This is a genomic window from Halorussus amylolyticus (genome assembly GCF_004143485.2).
Classification (GTDB): Archaea; Halobacteriota; Halobacteria; order Halobacteriales; family Haladaptataceae; genus Halorussus; species Halorussus amylolyticus.
In genome coordinates this window covers 142,980-164,499 of sequence record NZ_ML974130.1, presented here as the reverse complement: position 1 = coordinate 164,499, position 21,520 = coordinate 142,980, and the positions used below count along the sequence as shown (strand labels likewise).

The 21,520-nt window shown below is 66.1% G+C and carries 20 protein-coding genes; 7 read left to right on the top strand and 13 right to left on the bottom strand.

Annotated elements, in window-relative coordinates; all coding sequences use genetic code 11:
- Positions 1 to 35 precede the first annotated feature (35 nt).
- A complete protein-coding gene (locus EKH81_RS00825; RefSeq protein ID WP_132059340.1) occupies positions 36 to 1,400 on the top strand; it encodes an aminotransferase class III-fold pyridoxal phosphate-dependent enzyme in 1,365 nt (454 codons plus the stop codon).
- Between the two features lie 28 nt (positions 1,401 to 1,428).
- Here EKH81_RS00825 and EKH81_RS00820 read toward each other — a convergent pair whose 3' ends face one another.
- Genes EKH81_RS00820 through EKH81_RS00810 form a run of 3 tightly spaced genes read right to left on the bottom strand, consistent with a single transcriptional unit; the run spans position 1,429 to position 4,413 of the window.
- Positions 1,429 to 1,824, bottom strand: a complete 396-nt coding sequence (locus EKH81_RS00820; protein ID WP_132059339.1) for a cupin domain-containing protein — start codon at positions 1,822 to 1,824, stop codon at positions 1,429 to 1,431.
- 55 nt (positions 1,825 to 1,879) lie between these two features.
- On the bottom strand, positions 1,880 to 3,136 hold the full coding sequence (gene ilvA, locus EKH81_RS00815; protein WP_132059338.1) for a threonine ammonia-lyase: 1,257 nt from the start codon (positions 3,134 to 3,136) through the stop codon (positions 1,880 to 1,882).
- Positions 3,133 to 4,413 (bottom strand): amidohydrolase, encoded by a 1,281-nt coding sequence (locus EKH81_RS00810; protein WP_132059337.1) that lies wholly within the window; start codon positions 4,411 to 4,413, stop codon positions 3,133 to 3,135. Before EKH81_RS00810 ends, ilvA begins: the two co-directional genes overlap by 4 nt.
- 131 nt (positions 4,414 to 4,544) lie before the next feature.
- Between EKH81_RS00810 and EKH81_RS00805 the strand changes: the two genes are divergently transcribed.
- On the top strand, positions 4,545 to 5,516 hold the full coding sequence (locus tag EKH81_RS00805; protein ID WP_132059336.1) for a D-2-hydroxyacid dehydrogenase: 972 nt from the start codon (positions 4,545 to 4,547) through the stop codon (positions 5,514 to 5,516).
- A 9-nt stretch (positions 5,517 to 5,525) separates the two neighbouring features.
- Positions 5,526 to 8,630 carry an FAD-binding and (Fe-S)-binding domain-containing protein gene (locus EKH81_RS00800; RefSeq protein WP_132059335.1) on the top strand — a complete coding sequence of 1,035 codons (3,105 nt, stop codon included), beginning with the start codon at positions 5,526 to 5,528 and terminating at the stop codon, positions 8,628 to 8,630.
- 34 nt (positions 8,631 to 8,664) lie between these two features.
- Here EKH81_RS00800 and EKH81_RS00795 read toward each other — a convergent pair whose 3' ends face one another.
- Positions 8,665 to 9,843, bottom strand: coding sequence for a M24 family metallopeptidase (locus tag EKH81_RS00795; RefSeq protein WP_132059358.1), 1,179 nt, complete (start codon positions 9,841 to 9,843; stop codon positions 8,665 to 8,667).
- A 169-nt stretch (positions 9,844 to 10,012) separates the two neighbouring features.
- Between EKH81_RS00795 and EKH81_RS00790 the strand changes: the two genes are divergently transcribed.
- The gene (locus EKH81_RS00790) at positions 10,013 to 10,471 is read left to right on the top strand and encodes an RDD family protein (protein ID WP_132059334.1); all 459 of its coding nucleotides are present in this window, start codon (positions 10,013 to 10,015) and stop codon (positions 10,469 to 10,471) included.
- 157 nt (positions 10,472 to 10,628) lie between these two features.
- Here EKH81_RS00790 and EKH81_RS00785 read toward each other — a convergent pair whose 3' ends face one another.
- The 4 genes from EKH81_RS00785 to EKH81_RS00770 form a co-directional block, all read right to left on the bottom strand.
- Positions 10,629 to 11,369, bottom strand: a complete 741-nt coding sequence (locus tag EKH81_RS00785; RefSeq protein ID WP_132059333.1) for a hypothetical protein — start codon at positions 11,367 to 11,369, stop codon at positions 10,629 to 10,631.
- The gene (locus EKH81_RS00780) at positions 11,366 to 11,737 is read right to left on the bottom strand and encodes an ArsR family transcriptional regulator (protein ID WP_132059332.1); all 372 of its coding nucleotides are present in this window, start codon (positions 11,735 to 11,737) and stop codon (positions 11,366 to 11,368) included. Before EKH81_RS00780 ends, EKH81_RS00785 begins: the two co-directional genes overlap by 4 nt.
- An 81-nt stretch (positions 11,738 to 11,818) precedes the next feature.
- Positions 11,819 to 12,688, bottom strand: a complete 870-nt coding sequence (locus EKH81_RS00775) for an ABC transporter permease (RefSeq protein WP_132059331.1) — start codon at positions 12,686 to 12,688, stop codon at positions 11,819 to 11,821.
- Positions 12,685 to 13,662 carry an ABC transporter ATP-binding protein gene (locus EKH81_RS00770; RefSeq protein ID WP_132059330.1) on the bottom strand — a complete coding sequence of 326 codons (978 nt, stop codon included), beginning with the start codon at positions 13,660 to 13,662 and terminating at the stop codon, positions 12,685 to 12,687. The genes EKH81_RS00775 and EKH81_RS00770 overlap by 4 nt, the downstream gene beginning before the upstream one ends.
- Positions 13,663 to 13,879: 217 nt before the next feature.
- Between EKH81_RS00770 and twy1 the strand changes: the two genes are divergently transcribed.
- Positions 13,880 to 14,857 carry a 4-demethylwyosine synthase TYW1 gene (gene twy1 / locus EKH81_RS00765; RefSeq protein ID WP_132059329.1) on the top strand — a complete coding sequence of 326 codons (978 nt, stop codon included), beginning with the start codon at positions 13,880 to 13,882 and terminating at the stop codon, positions 14,855 to 14,857.
- A 12-nt stretch (positions 14,858 to 14,869) separates the two neighbouring features.
- Here twy1 and EKH81_RS00760 read toward each other — a convergent pair whose 3' ends face one another.
- The 5 genes from EKH81_RS00760 to EKH81_RS00740 all read right to left on the bottom strand — a co-directional run bounded on the left by EKH81_RS00760 (position 14,870) and on the right by EKH81_RS00740 (position 19,858).
- Positions 14,870 to 15,235: an ArsR family transcriptional regulator gene (locus EKH81_RS00760; RefSeq protein ID WP_238392089.1), complete on the bottom strand. Its 366-nt coding sequence runs from the start codon at positions 15,233 to 15,235 to the stop codon at positions 14,870 to 14,872.
- Positions 15,236 to 15,424: 189 nt separating this feature from the next.
- On the bottom strand, positions 15,425 to 16,693 hold the full coding sequence (locus EKH81_RS00755) for an ABC transporter substrate-binding protein (protein WP_132059327.1): 1,269 nt from the start codon (positions 16,691 to 16,693) through the stop codon (positions 15,425 to 15,427).
- An 89-nt stretch (positions 16,694 to 16,782) separates the two neighbouring features.
- A complete protein-coding gene (locus EKH81_RS00750) occupies positions 16,783 to 17,778 on the bottom strand; it encodes an ABC transporter ATP-binding protein (RefSeq protein WP_132059326.1) in 996 nt (331 codons plus the stop codon).
- Positions 17,778 to 18,923: a FecCD family ABC transporter permease gene (locus EKH81_RS00745; RefSeq protein WP_132059325.1), complete on the bottom strand. Its 1,146-nt coding sequence runs from the start codon at positions 18,921 to 18,923 to the stop codon at positions 17,778 to 17,780. Before EKH81_RS00745 ends, EKH81_RS00750 begins: the two co-directional genes overlap by 1 nt.
- Entirely contained in the window at positions 18,920 to 19,858 is a 939-nt protein-coding gene (locus EKH81_RS00740; RefSeq protein ID WP_132059324.1) for an FAD-dependent oxidoreductase, read from the bottom strand. The genes EKH81_RS00745 and EKH81_RS00740 overlap by 4 nt, the downstream gene beginning before the upstream one ends.
- Positions 19,859 to 20,152: 294 nt before the next feature.
- Between EKH81_RS00740 and EKH81_RS00735 the strand changes: the two genes are divergently transcribed.
- Both EKH81_RS00735 and ribB read left to right on the top strand, forming a co-directional pair.
- Positions 20,153 to 20,860, top strand: coding sequence for a DUF120 domain-containing protein (locus EKH81_RS00735; protein WP_132059323.1), 708 nt, complete (start codon positions 20,153 to 20,155; stop codon positions 20,858 to 20,860).
- On the top strand, positions 20,857 to 21,513 hold the full coding sequence (gene ribB, locus EKH81_RS00730; protein WP_132059322.1) for a 3,4-dihydroxy-2-butanone-4-phosphate synthase: 657 nt from the start codon (positions 20,857 to 20,859) through the stop codon (positions 21,511 to 21,513). The genes EKH81_RS00735 and ribB overlap by 4 nt, the downstream gene beginning before the upstream one ends.
- The last annotated feature ends 7 nt before the right edge of the window (positions 21,514 to 21,520 follow it).

Below are 21,520 nucleotides of genomic sequence, written 5' to 3'. Positions count from 1 at the left end.
TAACTTTTAATTGACGGTGCATACGTTTTCTGTGTATGGATAGGGACACCGCGGAACCCGACGCGGGTGGACTTCCCGGCCCGAACGCCGAAAAGTGGATGGCGTTTCACGGCGAACACGCCGCGCCGAGCGAGTACTCCCACGAGTTCGTCTGGGACGTCACCGCCGACGCCGACGGCCCGTTCGTGACCGACGTGGACGGGAACGTGCTCCTCGATTTCACGTGTCACATCGGGGCCGCCCCGCTCGGCTACCAGAACGAGAAGGTCCTCGGAAAGCTCCGGGAGTTCGACCTGCTCGAACCCATGAAAATCGCGGGCCAAGACATGTACTTCGGGGCGGGACCCGACCCGGAGACCGCGGAGTTCCCGGGGTCGAGCCACCTGATGGACAAGCTGACCGACGTGTCGAGCCACTACGGGATGGACACCGTCTTCCTCTCGAACTCGGGCGCGGAGGCGGTCGAGAACTCGATGAAAATCGCGTACGACCGAAACCCGACCGCGAAGTACGGCTTCACGTTCGACGACAGCTTCCACGGCCGGACGCTCGGAACCCTCTCGCTCACCCGGTCGAACGAGGTGTACACCCGCCACTACCCCGAAATCGCGGGCATTCGGACGGTGCCGTTCTGCAACGACCGCGACCACGACCCCGCCGACGGCTCGTGTGATTGTGGCTTTTTCACCGCGAACGGCTCCCAACTCCGGAACGCGCTCGCCCCCGAGGGCGGCCATCTCAACCCCGAGGAGGTCGGCTTCCTGGTCGTGGAGCCGGTCCAAGGCGTCGGCGGCTACCGATTCCCGAACGAGGAGTTCATGAAGGAAATCGGCGACGTCTCCTCGGAGTACGACATCCCGCTCGTCGTGGACGAGATTCAGTCGGGCGTGGGCCGGACCGGGAAGATGTGGGCGTCGGACCACTACCCCATCGAACCCGACGTCATCGCCAGCGCGAAGGCGCTCCGGGTCGGGGCCACGATTTCGCGCTCGGACGTGTTCCCCTCGGAGGCCAACCGCCTGGGTTCGACGTTCGGCGGCGGCGACGTGCTCGCGTCGATGCAGGGCGCGTTCACCCTCGAAGCCATCGAGGAGTACGACCTGCTCGACAACGCGACCGAACGGGGTCGGCAGGCCAAGGAGCTGCTCCGGGACGCCGCGCCCGACCACCTCGTGGACGTGCGCGGGAAGGGCCTGATGCTCGCCGCGGAGTTCGACACCAAAGACCGTCGGGACGCCGTGGTCGAGGAGTCGCTCAAGCGCGGCCTGCTCACCCTCGGGTGTGGCACCAAGACCATCCGACTCCTCCCGCCGCTCGACTCGACCGAGCGCGAAATCGAACTCGGCGTCGGCATCTTCAACGACGCGGTCGAGGCGGCCGGGCGAACGTCCGTCGCGTAGTCGGACCCTCGCTACTTTCTCCGCTTGCTTACTCCGACCGACGACCTTCGGGTTCCTCGACCGCGAACGACCCCTCGCCGTTCTCATCGAGAATCACGAACGAGAGGTGTGCGAACGTCGCGTTCGGCTTCGCGCCGTGCCAGTGAGGTTCGTCGGGCGGAATCGAGATGATGTCGCCCTCCGAGACGGGGTTCTTCTCGTCTTCGCTCGCGAGGATTCCCTCACCCTCGGTCACGTAGAGTATCTGGCGGACGGTGTGTTCGTGCATCGCGGTTCGCTCGCCCGGCGCGAAGAAAATCTCGCTCATCGAGACGCCGTGGTCGCCGAATTCCTCGGACGGCCCCGCCTTCCGGTGGACCTGCGTCTCGAAAATCGGGCCGGTGAGTCGCTCGGCGTCGGTCTCGTCGAGTCGTGTAACATCCATGCGAATTGATAACGAACACCGATATAGATGTAGCTATCGCCTCGGTCGAGCGCGTTTACGCCTCGAAATCCGCGTCGATAACCGACACGCCGTCGAGCGAATCGAGCGCGGCTAGCGTCCCTTCGAGGTGGTCCGGCCCGCTCGCGGTCACGCTCGCGGTTACGGGAACACGGTTTGGGTCGTCGTCCGCGGTTCGGCGCGCGCGCCGAACCGCGTCCAGCCCCGCGCCTCGCTCCTCGACGGTGTCGGCGATTTCGCCGAGGTTGGTCGGCCAGTCGGCGACCGCCAGCCGGACCGTCGCGTACCGGCCGAGTTCCGCGAGGCCGGTCCGCGCGAGGTCGGCGTGTTCGGTGAGGTCCACATTCCCGCCCGAGACGACGACCGCGACGTGTTCGCCTTCGACATCGACCGCGCCCGAGAGGAGCGCAGCGAGGGGGGCCGCGCCCGCGCTCTCGGCGACAGTCTTGGCGCGCTCGGCGAGGAGCGCGACCCCCGCCGCAATCTCGCGGTCGCTCACCGAGACCACTTCGTCCACGCGCTCGCGGGCGACCGCGAACGTCTTCTCCAGCAGTCGGGTGTCGGCGATGCCCTCGGCGACCGTATCGACGCCCGGCAGTTCGCGTATCTCGTCGGCTTCGAGCGACGGCTTGGCGTGATACGCGCCCTCGGGTTGGACGCCGACGACGCGAACGTCCGAGTCGCGGGCCGTCAACGCAGTCGCGATGCCCGAAATCAGGCCGCCGCCGCCGATGGCGACTAGAACCGTATCGAGTTCGGGGTACTGCTCTGTGAGTTCCAGCCCCACGGTCCCCTGTCCAGCGATTATCGCCTCGTCGTCGAACGGGTGGACGAACGTCAGCCCCTCGCCGTCGGCGAGGTCGAGCGCGCGCTGATACGATTCCTCGTAGATGTCGCCCTCGACGAGGACTTCCGCGCCGTAGCCCCGTGTCGCCTCGATTTTCGCCGCGGGCGTCACCTCCGGAACTACGATTGTCGTGTCGATATCGAGCAGGTCGCCCGCGAGCGCAACCCCCTGGGCGTGGTTGCCCGCGCTCGACGCGACCACGCCCGCCTCGCGCTCGTCGGCCGAGAGCTGAGACATCTTGTTGTACGCGCCCCGAATCTTGAACGACCCGGTGCGCTGGACGTTCTCCAGTTTGAGACCCACCGACGCCGCGCCGCTCATCTCCGCGAACGTGGTCGAGCGGTCGAGCGGCGTGCGGTGAGCCACGCCTTCGAGTCGGTCGCGCGCGTCCTCGATGTCGGCGAGCGCGACGACCGACTCCGCGCTCGGGAGTTCCTCGGTAGTCACGGCCCGTCCTCCGCGACCGCGAGTATCGAGTCGGTCAGCACCGTGACACCGGTTTCGAGGCTCCGCTCGTCCACGTCGAAGGTCGAAGTGTGGTGGCTCGTCGGGTGGTCGGTACCGACGATGAGGTACGACGCGAGACCGTCCTCGTCCTGCACGCGCTCCATCAGGAAGGTAGCGTCCTCGCTCGCGCCGAAGTCGGCGGTCGGGACGACCGAATCGACGCCCGCCGCTCCCTCGGCCACGCCCGCAATCACGTCCACGAGTTCGGGGTCGCTGTCGGCCCGGGGCGACTCGCTCACGATTTCGACCTCGGCGTCACAGCCGTGCATCTCGGCGGCGGTCTCGAACGTTCTGGTCAGCCGCGATTTCACGTACTCCATGAGTTCGGTGGTCTCGCCCCGGGCCTCGGCGACCACGTCGGCGCGCTCGGCGATGACGTTGCTCGAAGTCCCCGACTCCGCCCGGCCGACGTTGACTCGGGTCATCCCGTCCTCGTGGCGCGGGATTCCGTAGGCGTTCTGGATGGCGGTGCCGAGCGCCTGCATCGCGTTGTCGCCGTCCTGCGGGGCTTTTCCGGCGTGGGCGGAGGTCCCCCGAATCGTCGCGTCCACGTGGCACATCGCGAGCGGGCGCTCGATGCCAGCGACCACCTCGCCCGTCGGGTGGTCGAGACCGACGTGGACCGCGAAGAAGTAGTCCAACCCCTCGGCGAATCGGCTCTCTGCCATCGGATGACCGCCGCCCGAGGCCTCCTCTGCTGGCTGGAAGAAGACGACCAGCCGCCCCTCGAAGTCGCTGTCTTTGATGGCTTCGAGGGTCGCCAATCCCCACGTCATGTGGGCGTCGTGGCCGCAGGCGTGCATCGTGCCGTCGGTTTCCGACCGGAAGCCCTCGACCGCGGGAACGTGGTCGTCGTCGGCCGACTCCTCGATGAACAGGCCGTCGATGTCCACCCGGAGACCGACCGCGGGACCCTCGCCCCGGTCGAGGACCGCGATTGCCCCGGTGTTCCCGCCCGCCATCGTTTCGAGGAGGTCGGGGTCCGCGCCGCGCTCGCGTGCGCGCTCGAACCATTCCTCGATGTCGTCGTTTTCGGGGACAGCCATCCGGTCGTCGGGGTCGTAGGCGTCGGCTCCGACGGCGAGTTCGTCCACGCCGATTTCGCGGAGTCGCTCGACCAGCGCGTGAGTCGTGTAGAACTCGCGCCACGCGGGTTCGGGATACCGGTGAAAGTCGCGCCGTACCTCGGTGAGTCGGCCTCGTATCGTGGGCGTCATGGGTGAGCCTGACACGCTCCAACCACTTATTTGTAAACGGTTTCCGTTGATAGCGGGTACACAAAGGATTAAGTCCACCACTCGCCATGAGTCGAACATTCACAGCGTCCGCGAGACGCGAACTCACAAGCATGACCGAGAATCCGGATGTCGTCGTCCTCCGCGAGGGGACGGAAGGCCTGTCGATGGAATCGTACGCCGACGAACTGCGCGACCGGCTTCCGGGCCGAACCGTCGAACTGGCCCGCACGCCGAAGCAGGAGCGCGAACTCCTCGAAACCGCGCGAGTCGTCACCGGCATCACCGTCGAGGAGGAGGCGCTCGCCGCGGCCGAGCGCCTCGAACTGTTCGCCTGCACGTTCGCCGGGACCGACCACGTTCCGATGGACGCCTTCGCCGAGCGCGGAATCGGCGTCACGAACGCCGGAGGTATCCACGCGCCCGGCATCGCCGAGCAGGCCATCGGCAACATGCTCACGTTCGCCCGGCGACTCCACGAGGGGTGGCGACGTAAGCAGAACCGTGAGTGGCGGCACTTCCAGTCGGGCGAACTCACCGACAGCACGGTGACGGTCGTCGGTCTCGGCTCCATCGGGCAGGAAGTCGTAAAACGCCTGCAGGGGTTCGAAGTAGAGACTATCGGCGTGCGCTACACCCCCGAGAAGGGCGGCCCGACCGACGAGGTAGTGGGATTCGACGGGGACGCCATCCACGACGCGTTCGCCCGGAGCGAGTACGTCGTCGTCGCGTGCCCGCTCAACGACATGACTCGCGGTCTCGTCGGCGAGGCGGAACTGGCGACCCTGCCGACCGACGCCGTCCTCGTCAACACCGCGCGCGGTCCCATCGTGGACACCGACGCGCTGGTGTCGGCGCTCCGGTCGAACAAGATTCGGGGCGCGGCGCTCGACGTGACCGACCCCGAACCCCTGCCCGAGGACCACCCGCTCTGGAACCTCGAAAACTGCCTCATCACGCCTCACACCGGCGGCCACACCCCGCGCCACTGGGAGCGACTCGCCGACATCGTGGCCGAGAACGTCGCGCGCCTCGACGCGGGCGAGGAACTGGAGAATCAAATCCTCGCACCGGGGACGGACTGATTCGGGACGATGGCGACACAGGACACGCCGACGGACGACGGCCCGGATGGTCGCTCCGTGGGCGACCCCGCGAGCGACCCGAGAGCCGACTACGACTACGTCGGCGGCGACGAGGCCCGGTCGGGCCTCGTCGCCGACCTCAGCGCGCGAATCGACGGCGAAGTCCGGTTCGACAGCTACTCCCGACAGCTCTACGCGACCGACGCCAGCGCCTACGAGATGACGCCCATCGGGGTCGTGCTTCCGGCCACGACCGCCGACGTGTCGGCGGTCGTGGCGTACTGCGCCGAGCGTGAGATTCCGGTGCTTCCCCGGGGCGGCGGCACGAGTCTCGCAGGCCAAGCCGTCAACGAAGCGGTCGTCCTCGATTTCACGGCTCACATGGACGACGTGGTGAGCATCGACCCGGACTGCGCTCGCGCGCGAGCGCAGTCCGGGGCGGTCCTCGCGGAACTCAACGCGGAACTCGAACCCCACGGACTCAAATTCGCACCCGACCCGGCCGCCGGAAATCGGAGCGCGGTCGGCGGTGCAATCGGGAACAATTCGACCGGTGCGCACTCCCTGAAGTACGGCAAGACCGACGCCTATGTCGAGGAGTGCGAGGTCGTCCTCGCAGACGGCACCGTGACCACCTTCGGCGAGATGGAAGTCGAAGAACTCCGCGAGCGCGCCGACCCCGAGGGTGGTCTCGAAGCCCGAATCTACGCCGAAGTCGTCCGGATTCTCGACGAGGAGACCGACGAAGTTCGGAAGCGATTCCCCGACCTCAAGCGGAATGTCTCGGGGTACAACTTCGACGTTCTCGTGGAGGAGGCAGAGTTGGGTACCGTGAATCTGGCGCGCCTGCTCGCGGGGAGCGAAGGAACCCTCGCAATCGTCACGGAGGCCGAACTGTCGCTCGAACCCGTCCCCGAGACGAAGGCGGTGTCGCTGTTGTTCTACGGGAGCGTCCTCGACGCGGTGACCGACGTTCAGCACATCCTCGAACACGGCCCCGCGGCGGTCGAACTGATAGACGACGTGCTGCTCGGACTCGCGCGCGACACCGCCGACTTCGAGGAAGTCTCGTCGCTCGTCCCCGAGCGCGCGCAGGCGGCGCTCCTCGTGGAGTTCTACGCCGACGACGACGCCGAGGGTCGAGAGCGGACCGCCGGACTCCTCGCCGACAGGGTTCCGGGGACCGACACCGAAATCGCCCCGCCCGCCGACCGCGCGGACACCGACGAGACGCTCGCGTTCGCGGGGCTGGAGGCCCACGACGAGGGCGAGCGCGACAAATTCTGGAAGCTCCGGAAGGCCGGGCTTCCCATCCTGCTCTCGCGGACCTCCGACGAGAAGCACATCAGTTTCATCGAGGACTGTGCGGTGCCGCCCGAACACCTCCCGGAGTTCGTCGAGCGATTCCAGTCGCTCCTCGCCGAGAAGGACCGGGACCTCGACGCGGCGTTCTACGCCCACGCCGGGCCGGGCGTCCTCCACGTCAGGCCGCTCGTGGACACGAAGACCGCGGCCGACCGCGAGGACATGGTCGCCATCGCCGACGAGGTGACCGACATGGTGGTCGAGTTCGGCGGGAGCGTCTCGGGCGAACACGGCGACGGCCGCGCCCGAACCCAGTGGAACCGCAAGCTCTACGGCGACGACCTCTGGGAGGCGTTCCGCGACCTCAAGACCGCGTTCGACCCCGACTGGCTCCTCAACCCCGGCAACGTCTGTGGCGACCACGACATGACCGAACACCTCCGGTACGACGACTCGTACGCCCACGACGCGGGGTTCGACCCGGCGCTCGACTGGGACAACGAGAACGGCTTTCAGGGGATGGTCGAACTCTGTCACGGCTGTGGCGGCTGTCGCGGCGAGCAGGAAACGACCGGTGGCGTGATGTGCCCGACCTACCGGGCGGCGGGCGAGGAGAGCACCGCCACGCGAGGCCGGGCGAATCTGCTCCGGCAGGCCATGTCGGGGGAGTGGGAGGCGGCGCACGCCGCCTCCTCGGAGCGGGCGAAGCCCGCGGAGACGGGCGAGCAGTTCGACACCGAGTTCATGGCCGAGGTGATGGACCTCTGCATCGGCTGTAAGGGCTGTGCCCGCGACTGCCCCTCGGAGGTCGATATGGCTAAGCTCAAGGCCGAGGTCGAGCACGCGAACCACGAGAAGAACGGCGCGAGCGTCCGGGAGCGCCTGTTCGCCGAGGTCGGCCGTCTCAACGCAATCGGGTCGGCGCTCGCACCCGTCTCGAACTGGGCGAGCAAGCTTCCGGGCGCGCGATTCGTGATGGAAAAGACGGTCGGCATCGCCAGCGAGCGAAGCCTCCCGACGTTCCACCGCGAGAGTCTGACCGAGTGGTTCGAGAAGCGGGGCGGCCCCCGCGTCTCCGAGTCCGAGGCGACCCGAACGGTCGCGCTGTTTCCGGACGCGTACACCAACTACAACCACCCCGAGGCCGGAAAAGCCGCGGTCCGGGTCCTCGAAGCCGCGGGCGTCCGGGTCCGCATCCCCGAGGGCGTGACCTCGACCGGCCGCCCCGCCCACTCGAAGGGCTTCCTCGACAAGTCGCGTGAGCGCGCCGAGACGAACGTCTCGGCGCTCGCGCCGAAAGTCGAGGACGGGTGGGACGTGGTGCTGGTCGAACCCTCCGACGCGGTCATGTTCCAGTCGGACTACCTCGACCTGCTCGGCGAGACGCCCGACGCAAACCGGGTCGCGGCCAGTACGTACGGAATCATGGAATATCTCGACGCGTTCGACCTGACCGAGTCGCTCGATTTGGCCGCGCCCGAGGAAACGCTGACCTACCACGGCCACTGCCACCAGAAGGCGACCAAGAAGGACCACCACGCCGCCGCCGTCCTCGACGCGGCGGGCTACGAAGTCGATGCCCTCGACTCGGGGTGCTGTGGCATGGCCGGAAGTTTCGGCTACGAGGCCGAACACTACTCGATGAGCCGAGCCATCGGCGAGATTCTGTTCGAGCAGGTCGAGGACAGCGACGGCGACACCGTGGTCGCGCCCGGCGCGTCCTGCCGCACCCAACTTGGCGATTGGGAAGGCACGCGAGAAGAACCACCCCATCCCATCGAGAAGGTCGCAGAGGCCGTGGGTCGGTAATTTTGGGGCCGGCAGACGGTGGTTCCGGACGCTCTTACGCCGTGAACAGTTCGCGCGGGAACTCGGCCAGCACTTCGACGCCGGTCGAGGTGACCCGGAAGGTCTCGCTGAGTTCGACGCCGAAGTCGTCGAACCACAGGCCCGGAATCATGTGGAACGTCATGTTCTCCTCAAGAATCGTCTCGTCGCCGGGTCGGAGACTCGCGGTGTGTTCGCCCCAGTCCGGCGGGTAGCCGAGTCCCATCGAGTAGCCGATTCGGTCCTCCTTCTCCACGTCGTACTTCGCGATGGTCTCGCGCCACGCCTTCTCGACCGATTCGGCGGTTACGCCGGGTTCGACCGCGTCAAGCGCGGCGTCGATGCCCTCGATGACGATGTCGGCGGTCTCTTGGACCTCGGCGGGCGGGTCGCCGACGAACGTCGTCCGGGCCAGCGGCGAGTGGTACCGGTGGCGACACCCCGAGAGTTCGATGATGACCGGGTCGCCGTCCTCGAAGGGCCGGTCGGTCCACGTCAGGTGGGGCGTCCCGGTGTGGTCGCCCGACGGCATCAGCGGCACGATGGAGGGGTAGTCGCCGCCGTACTCGTCGGTGCCGTCGATGAGCGCGGAGTAGATGGCCTCGGCGGCCTCGTACTCGGGGACGCCCTCGCCGATGGCGTCGAGTCCGGCCTGCATCGCGTTCTCGGAGATGCGGGCGGCTTGGCGCATGTACTCCAACTCCTGTTCGGACTTCTTCACCCGGACCCAGTTGACGAGCAGGGTGTGGTCCTCGAAGGTGGCTTCGGGGAGGTTCTGCTGGAGGCGCGTGTACGACTTCGCGGTGAAGTAGTAGGCGTCCATCTCCAGGCCGATTTTCGCGTCCGAGACGCCAAGGGACTCCAGTTCGTCGGCGAAGAAGTCCATCGGGTGGAGGTCGTACGGCGAGTGGACGTGGTCGTCGCTGTACGCTCGGATGCTCTCCTCGCCGAGTTTCGTGGTCGCGCGAGCGCCGTTCGCGTCCATCTCGCGGCCGACCCACACCGGTTCGTCGCGGTCGAGGGTCACGAGGACGGCCTGGTGGACGTAGAACGACCACCCGTCGTACCCGGTGAGGTAGTTCATGTTGGCCGGGTCCGAGACCACGAGCGCGTCGAGGTCCGCATCGCGCATTCGCTGTTTGGTTCGCTCTATTCGGCGTTCGTACTCGGTCTCGTCGAAGACTGCTTGCGGAATGGCAACGTCACCCACGTACTCGTTCACCGAGACGTTGTATAAGCTTTTTGTGTACGATGAATCCATAAACTGTGTACGTTTTTCGGAGGCGACTAGGGACTGCCGAGCGCGACTGCGTGGAGAAACCGAGGCAACATGTTTTTATACTATAGTATTTTTTACCTATATAATGTCTGGCGATAGCGACCCGAAGAACTGTGGAATCGGCATCCGGGGCGTGGCGATGGCCATCGATACGGTCGTCTGGCTCGTATTCCTGTTCGTCGCAGTCTACGTCGTGGCCGCAGTCACCGGAGACATCCAGTCCGGCACTGACGGGGCCCAAGCCAACTTGGAGGGCACTCCCGCACTGCTCTCGTTCGCGCTCTGGTTCGGACTCGCGATTGGCTACCACACGGTTCTGGAATGGAAGTACGGGAAGACTATCGGGAAGCGACTCGTCGGGATTCGAGTGACCAACGCCGATGGCTCGCGGGTGTCGCTCGGGTCGTCGGTAGTCCGGAACGTCCTCCGACTCGTCGACTGGCTCCCGATGTTTTACGTCGTCGGCATCGTGGCCATCGCCATATCGAAACGGCAAGCGCGGTTGGGCGACCGATTTGGCGGGACCACCGTCGTTCGCTCGTAAACTCGCTGCGACCGCACAGGCCGTAGTGAGACATCGACCGGTCGAGCACCGCGCGCTCGCTTCGCTTGGCCACTGGCCCGAACGAGTACACCTGCGTCGTCGGACGGCTACGGCGTGAACGTCGAGAAGACGAACCCCGCGCTGAGGTCGGGAGAAGTCAGCGATAGACGAGCGTAACGAACATCGCGGCTTCGCCGACGAGGACCGCCCCGCTAATCAGACCGACCACCAGTACGTCGGGCACAGGGCCAGCAGCACGGAGGAGTACGCTGACTGGCGTAGGGAACGCCACCAGACAGAGGACGCCGAGCGAGAGCGACCCCATCGCAAGCGAGCGGTATCGGTAGGCGGCCCTGGCGGCCTGTCCGGCGACGAACGTCGCCAGCGCCACGACGGCTCCGGCGGCCAGAATGGCCGCCCCGGAGCCGAGGAGAACGCCGACGCCGACCGTCGCGGTCGCGAACGCGAGCGACAGTCCGACGACCGCCAAATCGCGCGTCGTCGGACGGTGAATCAGCCGCCCGTCGGTCGGTCGCGGGTCGCCGTACATCCCCCAAAGAATCGCGAGCAGTCCCAGCGTTTCGAAAATCGGGAGGAACACGTCCCGGAGGACGGGCGGAACCGTACCCTCGACGAAGATTCGAAGCGGGAGCGGAGCGACGGCTATCAACACCAGACCGACGACGAACGACCGGAGGCCGGGGTCGGAGCGAGCGCGGTATCGGTAGAGGGCGAGTCCGGCGGTCGCTACACCCAACAGAACCGCGAGTACGACGGTCACGATGAAGGCCAATCCGAGCGGTTCATCGACCGTCATCCGCGGTTCGCGCTGGGCGACCCGCGAGGCTTCTACCGCGAGGATAGCGAGCGTCCGTGTTGCAGTGGGAACATCTGTCATTGCTGAAGTCGCTCGTACAGTCGGTTGAGTCGGTCAACGGCGTCGTCCTCGACGACCTGGCGGTCGACGTCGATATCGAATCCGTTCGTTCCGAGGTCTATCGTGACCCGGTCGAGGCGGGCGCGATAGGTGTTGAAGTGGTGACCGTCCGGGTCGAGTTCCTGGCTCTCGGTCAGCAGGTCTAACTCGACCAGGCGGCGGATACGGCGGTAGACCGTCGTCCGGGAAGACTCCGACCCCTCGACTAGCTCGTCGGCCGACAGCGCTCGATTCGCGGTTCGCACGAGGATGGACCGCGCCAAGGAGTCGTCGAGGACGGAGACGACGGTCGCAACGTCGTCGCCTTTGGTCTCGTCGCCGTCACCCATCTGTGGACGGTTCGAACTCCGGATATTTCAGTTCACGGGAAGTTTCGCAGGCCAGGTGCTCCGCCGTACCGCCCGTGCAGGTCACAGGTCGCTGGCACGGAATCGCCAGTACCCGACCGCCGCGGGAACCACCGACCAGAGCGCGAGCACGAGGGCCGAAGCCGAAGTCGAGAGAGACACCGGGACCGGTCCGCCACCCAACTGTTCGGCCGCGGTCGCGGTCATCGCGTCCGGGGGGCGAATCGAGAAAATGGACGCCTGCACGGGCGCGCCCAGCGCCGACTCGACGAGCACCTGATACGCCATCGAGGGCGAGAGTCGTTCGAGGACCAGGTACCACGCGGGAACCTCGACACCGGGAACGGTTCCAGTGACGGCGTAGTACGCTCCGCCAGCGATCAGTTGCCAGAACAGGACGAGCAGGAAATACGCACCGACCGCGAGCGCGAGCGCCTTCCCGCGCGAGCGAACCGACGCCGAGATTCCGACCGCGAGACCGACGAAGGCGACGCCCAAGCCGACCGTCGCTAATGCGAACCCCGCGTACCGGAGGACCGAGAACCCGCCGTACAGCGCGAAGCCGACGCCGCCAGCGACCGCGAAAGCGACGGCTATCGACCCCGCGACGACGACGGTTCGGGCGACGACCTTACCCGCGACCACCGCACCCCTCGAAACCGGAAAGCCGAGCAGGAGCCGCAGATTGCCGGACCGTCGCTCGCCGACGACGGCCATGTAGCCGACGACGATGGCCGCGAGCGGGACGAGCAAAATCGAGGGGAAGGCGATTGCCTCCGCCGCCCGTATCGCGGACGCCTCCTCGACGCCCAAAAGAGCGAACAGCGAGACTCCCAGAACGGAAAAGAGCGTGAACACGCCGGTCAGTCCCCAGACCATCCGAGAGCGACTGATGTCGAGGACGTCCTTCCGCGCGAGACCGATGACGCTCACGCGTCCACCTCCACAGGCCCGTCGTCCGGCCGCGCGTTCACATCGGAACGAGCGGCCGAATCCTCGATGTCGGAGCCACCGACCGACGCGGCGAACAGGTCCTCCAGCGAAGCCGTCTCGGTCTCGAAGTCGACCAGCGTCGCGCCCGATTCGCGAACCGCGGAGAGCAGTCGGAACTTGGTCTCGCCGTCCGTGCAGTCGGCCACGAGTCGTCCGTCCTCGGCCGCGACCGAGCCGACCCCCTCGACGTTCGAGAGTCGGTCGGCGTCCGGAAGCGGAACGGCGTCGACACACAGCCTCGTCGCCGCACCGAGGCGCTCGCGCAGGCCATCGACGGTATCGACCGCGAGCAGTTCGCCGCGGTTCAAGATACCCACGCGGTCGCACACCGCCTCGACCTGGTCGAGGTCGTGACTGGAGAAGAAGACCGTCGTCCCGCTGTCGGCCTCCTCGCGGACGATTTCTCGGAGCGTGCGAACCCCGTTCGGATCGAGACCGGACGCGGGTTCGTCGAACACGAGCAGGTCCGGCGAGCCGACGAGAGCCACGCCCAATCCGAGGCGTTGGCTCATACCCTTCGAGTACCCGCCTGCGGGGCGGTCCGCCGCGTCGGCCATGCCGACGCGGCGGAGGAGTCGGTCGGGGTCGTCGTCGGCCCCCTTCAGTTCGATAGCCAGTTCGACGTGTTCGCGACCGGTCAGCCGGTCGTACAGCGCGTAGCCGTCCGAGAGCACGCCGACGCGTCGGCGAATCGCCTTCGATTCATCGACCGCGTCGTACCCCAAAATGGTTACCGCGCCCGCGGTGGGCCTCACGTAGTTCAACATCACGTCGATAGTGGTGGACTTCCCGGCACCGTTCGGACCGAGGAAGCCGAACACCTCGCCCGACGGGATGGAGAGGTCCAGACCGTCGATGGCGACGGTGTCGCCGTACTCTTTGCGCAGCGACTGGATGGATATCGCGTCGTCCATGCGGAACCGTACGACGGTGGGGGACGTATACCGGGTTCGACGGTCACAGTGACCGAAACTCTGGGAAACGTATTTATACCGTGTCACGATACCCACGGTCTCGTTCGACGGCGCCCGCCAATCGACGCCGAAGGCGCGCGCTTGGGGGACGGGCCGACGACGAAAAGCGGGTTCGAGAGGAAAGGACGTTTTAGCCTCGCCGTCCATCCCTCCGACAATGAGCGAATCGGACGGCCCGAAACAGGTAGACAGCCCGGACTACCACAGCGAGAACCACACGGCGGCGCAGACGTGCGGCTGGACGGCGAACGCGCTTCGAGGTGAAGGAAAGTGTTATAAAAATATCTGGTACGGAATCGAATCACACCGCTGTATCCAGATGACGCCCGTCGTGAAGTGCAACGAGCGATGCGTCTTCTGCTGGCGCGACCACGCGGGCCACGCCTACGAACTCGGCGACGTGGAGTGGGACGACCCCGAAGCGGTCGTAGACGCCTCGATTCGCCTCCAGAAGAAGCTCCTCTCCGGATTCGGCGGCAACGACAAAGTCCCGCGCGAGGTGTTCGAAGAGTCGATGGAACCCCGCCACGTCGCAATCAGCCTCGACGGTGAACCCACGCTCTACCCCTACCTGCCCGAACTCCTCGAGGCGTTCCACGACCGCGACATCACCACCTTCCTCGTCTCGAACGGCACTCGACCCGAAATCATCCGCGAGTGCGACCCGACCCAACTCTACGTCAGCGTGGACGCCCCCGAGCGCGCGACGTTCGATAAGGTCGTCAAAGCGATGGAGGACGACGCGTGGGAGAAACTGGTCGAGACGATGGACATCCTTGCGGACAAAGACGAGACGCGGACCGTCCTCCGAACGACACTGGTCGGCGGCCAGAACGTCGCAAACCCCGACTGGTACGCCGGATTCTACGAGCGCGCCGACCCCGACTTCGTGGAACTCAAATCCTACATGCACGTCGGGGAGTCGCGCGACCGGGTGGCGCGCTCCTCGATGCTCGACCACGAGGACGTGATGGAATTTGCAGAGCGCGTCCAGGAGCATATGCCCGACCACGAGTACCTGAAGGGCGTCCCGGCCTCGCGGGTGGCGCTGCTGTCGAAGACCGACGATACGTGGGTGCCGAAACTGAAGAAGGATAGTGAGTTCTGGGAGCGTGACCCCGTGACCGGGGACTGACCGGACTTCGATTCACGCGGTCTGTTCTCGCTCGTCCGCAGTCGAGAGCGCCTCTCGAACCGCGTCGGGGAGTTCGGGCCGCGGTGCGTTCTCGTGCCGTTCAACCTTCGCGGACTTTCGGGTGTTCTCGTAGAGCGCTCGCGCCACGGGAACGCCGCGAAGGTAGTTGTACTCGTAGAGAATTTCCACGCCGCGCTCGGTCAGCCCGTAGAATTTGGAGGGGTAGTCTCGCGTCGTCTCGCTCGGTTCGTGGCGGTACAGGTCGAGGATACCGGCGTCGATGAGATTGTCGAGTTGGTCGCGAACTGCCCCCCGACGCTTTGGAACCGCGTGGTCGAGTTCGGTCCGCGATATCAGATGCTCCGGATGACCAAGCACGGACTGGATAATAAGGTGGTGCGTCTCCTGAGAGAGAAGTTCGAAGATTCGTCGTTGTTCCTTGGAGAGTGAAGATTGATCTGTCGACCAATCGTGTTGCATACGTCCTATTTTGAGCTACAGGAAGTAGTCTATTTCGACTAACTCTATCAAAGTGCGAAAGCGGGTAAATAACCGTGGGACGACTGCTTACAACTCCCCGTTCACGATAGCCGCGACCTTCTCGCGGTCGAACAACTGCGCGTCCTCGGGAATATCGGGATAGGGGTCGCCGTCCTCGTATCGGGGCCACTCGCCGAACACGTCGGGGTAGAGCTGTTTCGCGCCCATCTCGATTTGGAACAGATTCATGATGGGACCCTGATACCGCATTCCGGCGGCGTGGACGCGGTCGTCTTCGACTGCGGTGAGTTGGCTTCCGAGCGAGTGGTCTTTGAGCGACGCGCGCGTGTCGGCCATGCTGTAGTTGGGCGTGATACCCCAGAGGTGGAGAATAACGTCGGGGTCCGCTTCGAGCATCGCCTCGTAATCAACGGTGCCCCAGAGATTGCCCCAGTCCTCGTCGGCGAAGGCGTCGTTCGCGCCGAGCGGTCGGGTGTCGGCCAGCCAGTAGCCCGGCTTGTTGAGGTGGTAGGTGTAGAACGATTCGCCGTCGGCCGCGAGCGTGACGCGCACGACGGTCGGGCGGTCGTCCTCCGGCGGGAGGTCGGCCTGTATCTCGGAGACGAGGTCGGCGTGGACCTCCGCGAGCGCCTCGTAGCGGGCTTGCTCTTGGAAAACTTCGGCCACCTTCCCGAACAGTTCCCAGAGGTCGTAGTACTCGTAGTCGTCGTACTCCTCGGGCGGGGCGTCCTGCGTGCCGCTGTAGAAGTTCCCGAACCACGGCGCGACTTGGGAGTCGATTTCCTCGACATCCGTGCGACTCCAGTTGTCCTGCGTCGAGGCCCACGCGGGGTCGGCGAGATGAACGTCGCTGTCGAGTTCGAACAGCATCTCCTTCGAGAGACCGTCGCTCAGGGGGTCGTGGAGGTCCTCCCAATCGAACGAGACGCCGTCGAGGTGGTGATAGTAGTGGTTCATCGTCGTCCCGGACATCTCCGGGACGTACACCGCGTTCACCGCGTCGCCGTGGCCGAGCGCGACCGCCATGTCGGCGTACTGGGAGAACACCGTGAACACGCGCTCTGGGACCGCGTCGAACTCGACCTCGCCCATCGGCGACATCGCGACCGAGTGCGGCCCGTCGGCGTCGGAGGATTCCGAGTCGGTGGTCGTCTCTGACTCGTCGGCCGTTTCCGTCCCTGTTCCCACCCCGCCCTCGGTCGTCGCGTCGGTCGTCGTCGAGTCTGAACTCTCGCCGGTACAGCCAGCGAGCAGTCCGCCGGTCGCGAGCGCGGAACCGTACTTCAGATACGCCCGCCGCGTCGGTGCTTCGAAGTCGTCGTTCGTTCCGGCCATGTTTTTAGGCTTGCCTAAAACGACTTAGTTCTTTCTTCTTCTCGGGGGATAGCGGGCAAAATTGTCCGACGAATCAGGCGAAGAACCAACTATTCGTCGAGCGCGCGATGCGGAGAGATGTGCGGTCCGGTCGGACTCTCCGCATCGACGCTCGCATCGACCCGAAACACGTCGGCCAGCAGTTTCTCGGTCACGACCTCGCGGGGCGGCCCCCAGTCGTACAGCGAGCCATCCTTCATCGCGATGAGGTTGTCGGCGAACCGGGCGGCCTGCCCGAGGTCGTGGAGGACGACCGCGATGGTGATGTCCTGCTCGCGGTTGAGCGTCCGGACGACCTCCATGACCCGGAGTTGGTGGTGGAGGTCGAGGAACGTCGTCGGTTCGTCGAGCAACAGCAGGTCGGTGTCTTGAGCGAGCACCATCGCAATCCACGCCAACTGTTTCTGACCGCCGCTCAGACTCGACATCTCCTCGTCGCGGATGTGGCCGACGCCAGCCATCTCGATTGCGCGCTCGACCGCGACGTGGTCGTCATCGCCGACCGACTCGAAGAATCCGCGGTAAGGGTACCGGCCGTGGTAGACGAGGTCCTCGACCGTGAGACTCCCCGGCGACTCGTTCTCCTGAGAGAGCAGGCCGAGCTTTCGGGCCAGTCGCTTCGATTCGAGCGAGTGAACGTCCTCGCCGTCCACGACGACGGTGCCGCGCTCGGGCGAGAGCTGTTTCGCCATCGCCTTCAGCAGGGTGCTCTTGCCGCTCCCGTTCGGCCCGACGAGCGCGGTGACCTCGCCCGCCGGAATCACGACCTTCTCGCACTCCACGATGGGTTCGTCGGTCGAGGGGTAGCCGATTGCGAGGTCCTCGCCGAACAGTTCGCTCGCGGCGTCCGAGTCGGCCGCTCGCGATTTCGCGTCGGTCCGGGGTTCCTCGTCGAGTCGCGATTCGGCGGGCGGCGACTCGTCGCCGCCCGCCGAATCGCGGATGTCGTTCGACGCCGGGACGCCGCCGTCCGACTGTGGCGTCCCCCGTGGTTCGTCTGTAGAAGGACCCGATTCGTCGGTCGAAGAGGTTCGGTCGTCCGTCATCAGATTTCACCCAGTTGCTCCTGTTTGCGCATCAGGTAGAGGAAGTACGGCCCGCCGACCAACCCGGTGACGATGCCGACCGGAATCTGGACCGGGTCGAGCGCGAGGCGCGCGCCCACGTCGGCGGCCACCATCAGCGCGGGTCCGGCGAAGACGCACCCGATGACTAGCTTCTTGTAGTCGCTTCCGACCGTGGTTCGGACCATGTGCGGGACGATGAGACCGACGAAGCCGACGATGCCCGCGACCGCGATGCTCGCCGAGGCGGCGAGGACTGCGACACCTGAGAGCGCGAATCGGACCTTCTCGACCGACATCCCGAGCGACTTCGCGGTCTGCTCGCCGAGGAGGAGGACGTTTAGCTGGCGAGAACTGAGGAGCGCCAACAGCATCGCGACCACGGACCACGGCAGCGCCATCCGGACCTGCTCCCACCCGACGCCCGTGAGCGACCCGGTGGTCCACGCGATGGCGGACTGGACCACGCCGAGGTCATCGGCAAAGAAGAACATCGCGGTCTGGAGCGACCCGAACACGGTGCCGACGATGACGCCCGCGAGGACGAGTCGAACCGGCGAGGTGCCGTTCTTCCACGCGATGGCGTAGACGACGAGGAACGCCACCGCCCCGCCGACCGACGCGATAATCGGGAGGAACGCCGACAGCCCCGAGAACACGACGAGCGTGAGCAAAATTGCGAGTCCGGCCCCCGACGAGACGCCGAGGATGAACGGACTCGCGAGTTCGTTTCGGGTGACGGCCTGAAAGATTGCCCCCGAGACGGCGAGGTTCATGCCGACCAGAATCGCCACCAGCACGCGCGGAAGCCGGATGTTCCAGACCACGAGCGTTCCGGTCGGGAGTTCGGGGAGTTCACCCTGAAAGCCGGTAATCGCTCGCATCAGTTCCTCGCCGACGAAGAAGTTCAACAGCCACCGCGGGTCGAGCAGGACCGCGGGGTCCACGACCGCCTGCCACGCTTCGAGAATCGACAGCGAGTACGTCCCGAAGCTGACCTGCACGAGTCCGGCGGCGACGACGATGGCGGTGCTCCCGAGACACAGCGTGAGCATCGACGCGTCGAGCCAGCCGAACCATCCTGACGACGTTTTGCGGCCGCGTTCCGCGGTCGGTCGCTCGGTCATGATTCGGCGCTGGCCTCCTCGCTATCGAGATATTCGCGAATGCGCTCGTCGTCGAGCGCGTCCAGCACGCGGTCCGGGCCGACAGTTTCGACGAGTCGGGCGAGTCCGCGGCGTTCTCGGTCCTCGATTTCGTCGGGCGCGAGATACGTCTCGAACGACCGGTCGATGTCGGCCTCCCGAAGCTCCGCGAGTCGGTCGTCGCCGAGTCCGTGGTCGTCGGGAATCCGCCCCTCGAACCACTCGCGCCACCGGTCGCGGTCGCTCCACTCGTCGTCGAGTTCGGCGTCGCGTCGGAGCCAGTCCCAGTGGTCGGCGACCTCCTCGGGGTATCCCTGCTCGCACCGGTAATCCGCGAGGAGATTCCGGCCGACTTGCGCGCCGTATCCCGCGGAGATGATTGCTTGGGCATTCATCTCGCCCGCAGGCGCGGCGACGTACAGCCCCTCGATTGGAGTCCGACTGTCCGAATCGGCGTACTCCGGGTCGAAGTGTTCGTGTTCCTCGCCGCCGTGCGAGTGGGTCTCGAACATCTCGTCGCCCCCGAGCGGGCGCATGTACTCGCCGTCGTAGCGCGAGGCCGCGACGACTCGCCGGGCGGTGACGGCCCGACCGTCTTGGGTCTCGACCACGAAGCCCGACTCGTCGTCGGTGCGAGTCACCGACTCGACCATGTCCGAAACGAGGTCACAGCCCATCTCCTCGGCGTGGACACCCATCAGGTCGTAGAGCGTGTCGATGTCGATACCCGCCGGGAAGCCGAGGTAGTTCTCCAGATACGCACACCGGCGGAGCGAGGAGTTCCCGCGGTCGAAGATGACGGTGTCGAGTCCGTACCGCGCGGTGAAGATTCCCGCGGAACAGCCAGCGGGACCGCCGCCGACCACGACCACGTCGCGGTCGAACTCGGTCGAGTTCCGCGAATCAGTGGCGGTCATGAGTGGCGGTCTCCGTCGGTGTTATCCGCGACCGCGACGAGGGTTCCAGTAGCGAGAAAACGCCGTCGTCTCGGGGCGGATTTCGAGGAGCCGAACTGTGAAGTGCGAATCATATCTTTTTGGCCCACCTAAACCGTAATAGTGGTTTCGAACTTTAGGTAGGCCTAAATGTCGCCTCCGTACCACGATGAGGGCTCGGGGCGACGAATCGTCGATACCGGGGCTTATCGTTCCAATTGTGAGAACCACCCCAGTTCCGTTATCCTTAAACCGCACGCGAACGGAGTGCCAACTATGTCAGCGACACGGCCGCGCGCGGTCGGCTACGACGAACTCGCGGCGCTGAAGCTTCTCGCGCTCGACGGCGGGCTACAGGGCGAGGTTAAGGTCTCGTGCTCGGCGCTCGCCGAGCGCCTCGACGCCTCGAATCAGACCGCCTCGCGCCGACTCCAGGGACTCGACGACGCGGGACTCGTGGAGCGCGAGATGGTCAGCGACGGCCAGTGGGTCTCGATTACCGAGGACGGCGAGTGGTCGCTCAAGCGCGAGTACGAGGACTACCGTCGCATCTTCGAGACGCCCGCGGGCGTCGATTTGACCGGCACCGTCACCAGCGGGATGGGCGAGGGGCGCCACTACATCTCGCTGCCGGGCTACATGGCGCAGTTCGAGGACCGACTCGGCTACGAGCCGTTCCTCGGCACGCTCAACGTCGAACTCACCGCCGAGAGCGTCCGCGCCCGGTCGGCGATGGAGGCGCTCGACCCGGTGCCGATAGACGGCTGGGAGGACGACGACCGGACCTACGGTCCCGCGGTTTGCTACCCCGCAGTCGTGGAGACTCAGGACGGCGAAATATACGAGGAGGCCCACGTCATCGCGCCCGAGCGAACCCACCACGACGAGGACCAACTGGAGGTCATCGCGGCCGACAAACTCCGCGAGGAACTCGGTCTGGCGGACGGCGACCACGTGACCGTCCACGTCGAGGAGGAACCATGAGTCAGGCCGCTTCGGGCGTCGAAGCCGCGCTCTCGGCGTTCCGAGAGGGGTCGCCCGTCCTCATCCACGACGCCGCCGACCGCGAGGGAGAGACCGACCTCGTCTACCCGGCGGGCGCAGTCGCGCCCGCCGACGTGTCCCGGATGCGAAACGACGCGGGAGGCCTCATCTGCGTGGCCTTCTCGGACGCAGTCGCCGACGCGTTCGGCCTCCCCTTCCTCGAAGACGCGCTCGACCACGACGCGAGCGCGGCCCACGACCTCGGCTACGACGAGCGCTCGTCGTTCTCGCTCCCGGTGAACCACCGCGACACCTACACCGGAATCACCGACGAGGACCGCGCGCTGACGATTACGGAGTTGGCCGACGCCGCGAACGACCCTGACGCCACCGACTTCGCCGCGGAGTTCCGCGCGCCCGGCCACGTCCACCTCCTCCGGGCGGCCCCGGACCTGCTGGCCGACCGTGAGGGCCACACCGAACTCGGCATCGCGCTGGCCGAGGCCGCCGGACTCGCGCCCGCGGTCGTCGTCTGCGAGATGCTGGACGACGAGACGAACGAGGCTCTGGCTCCCGAGGACGCCAGAGCATACGCCGACCGGTACGGCTTCACGTATCTGGAAGGCTCGGAAATCGTCGAGCAGTTGGGGTAGTCGCTCG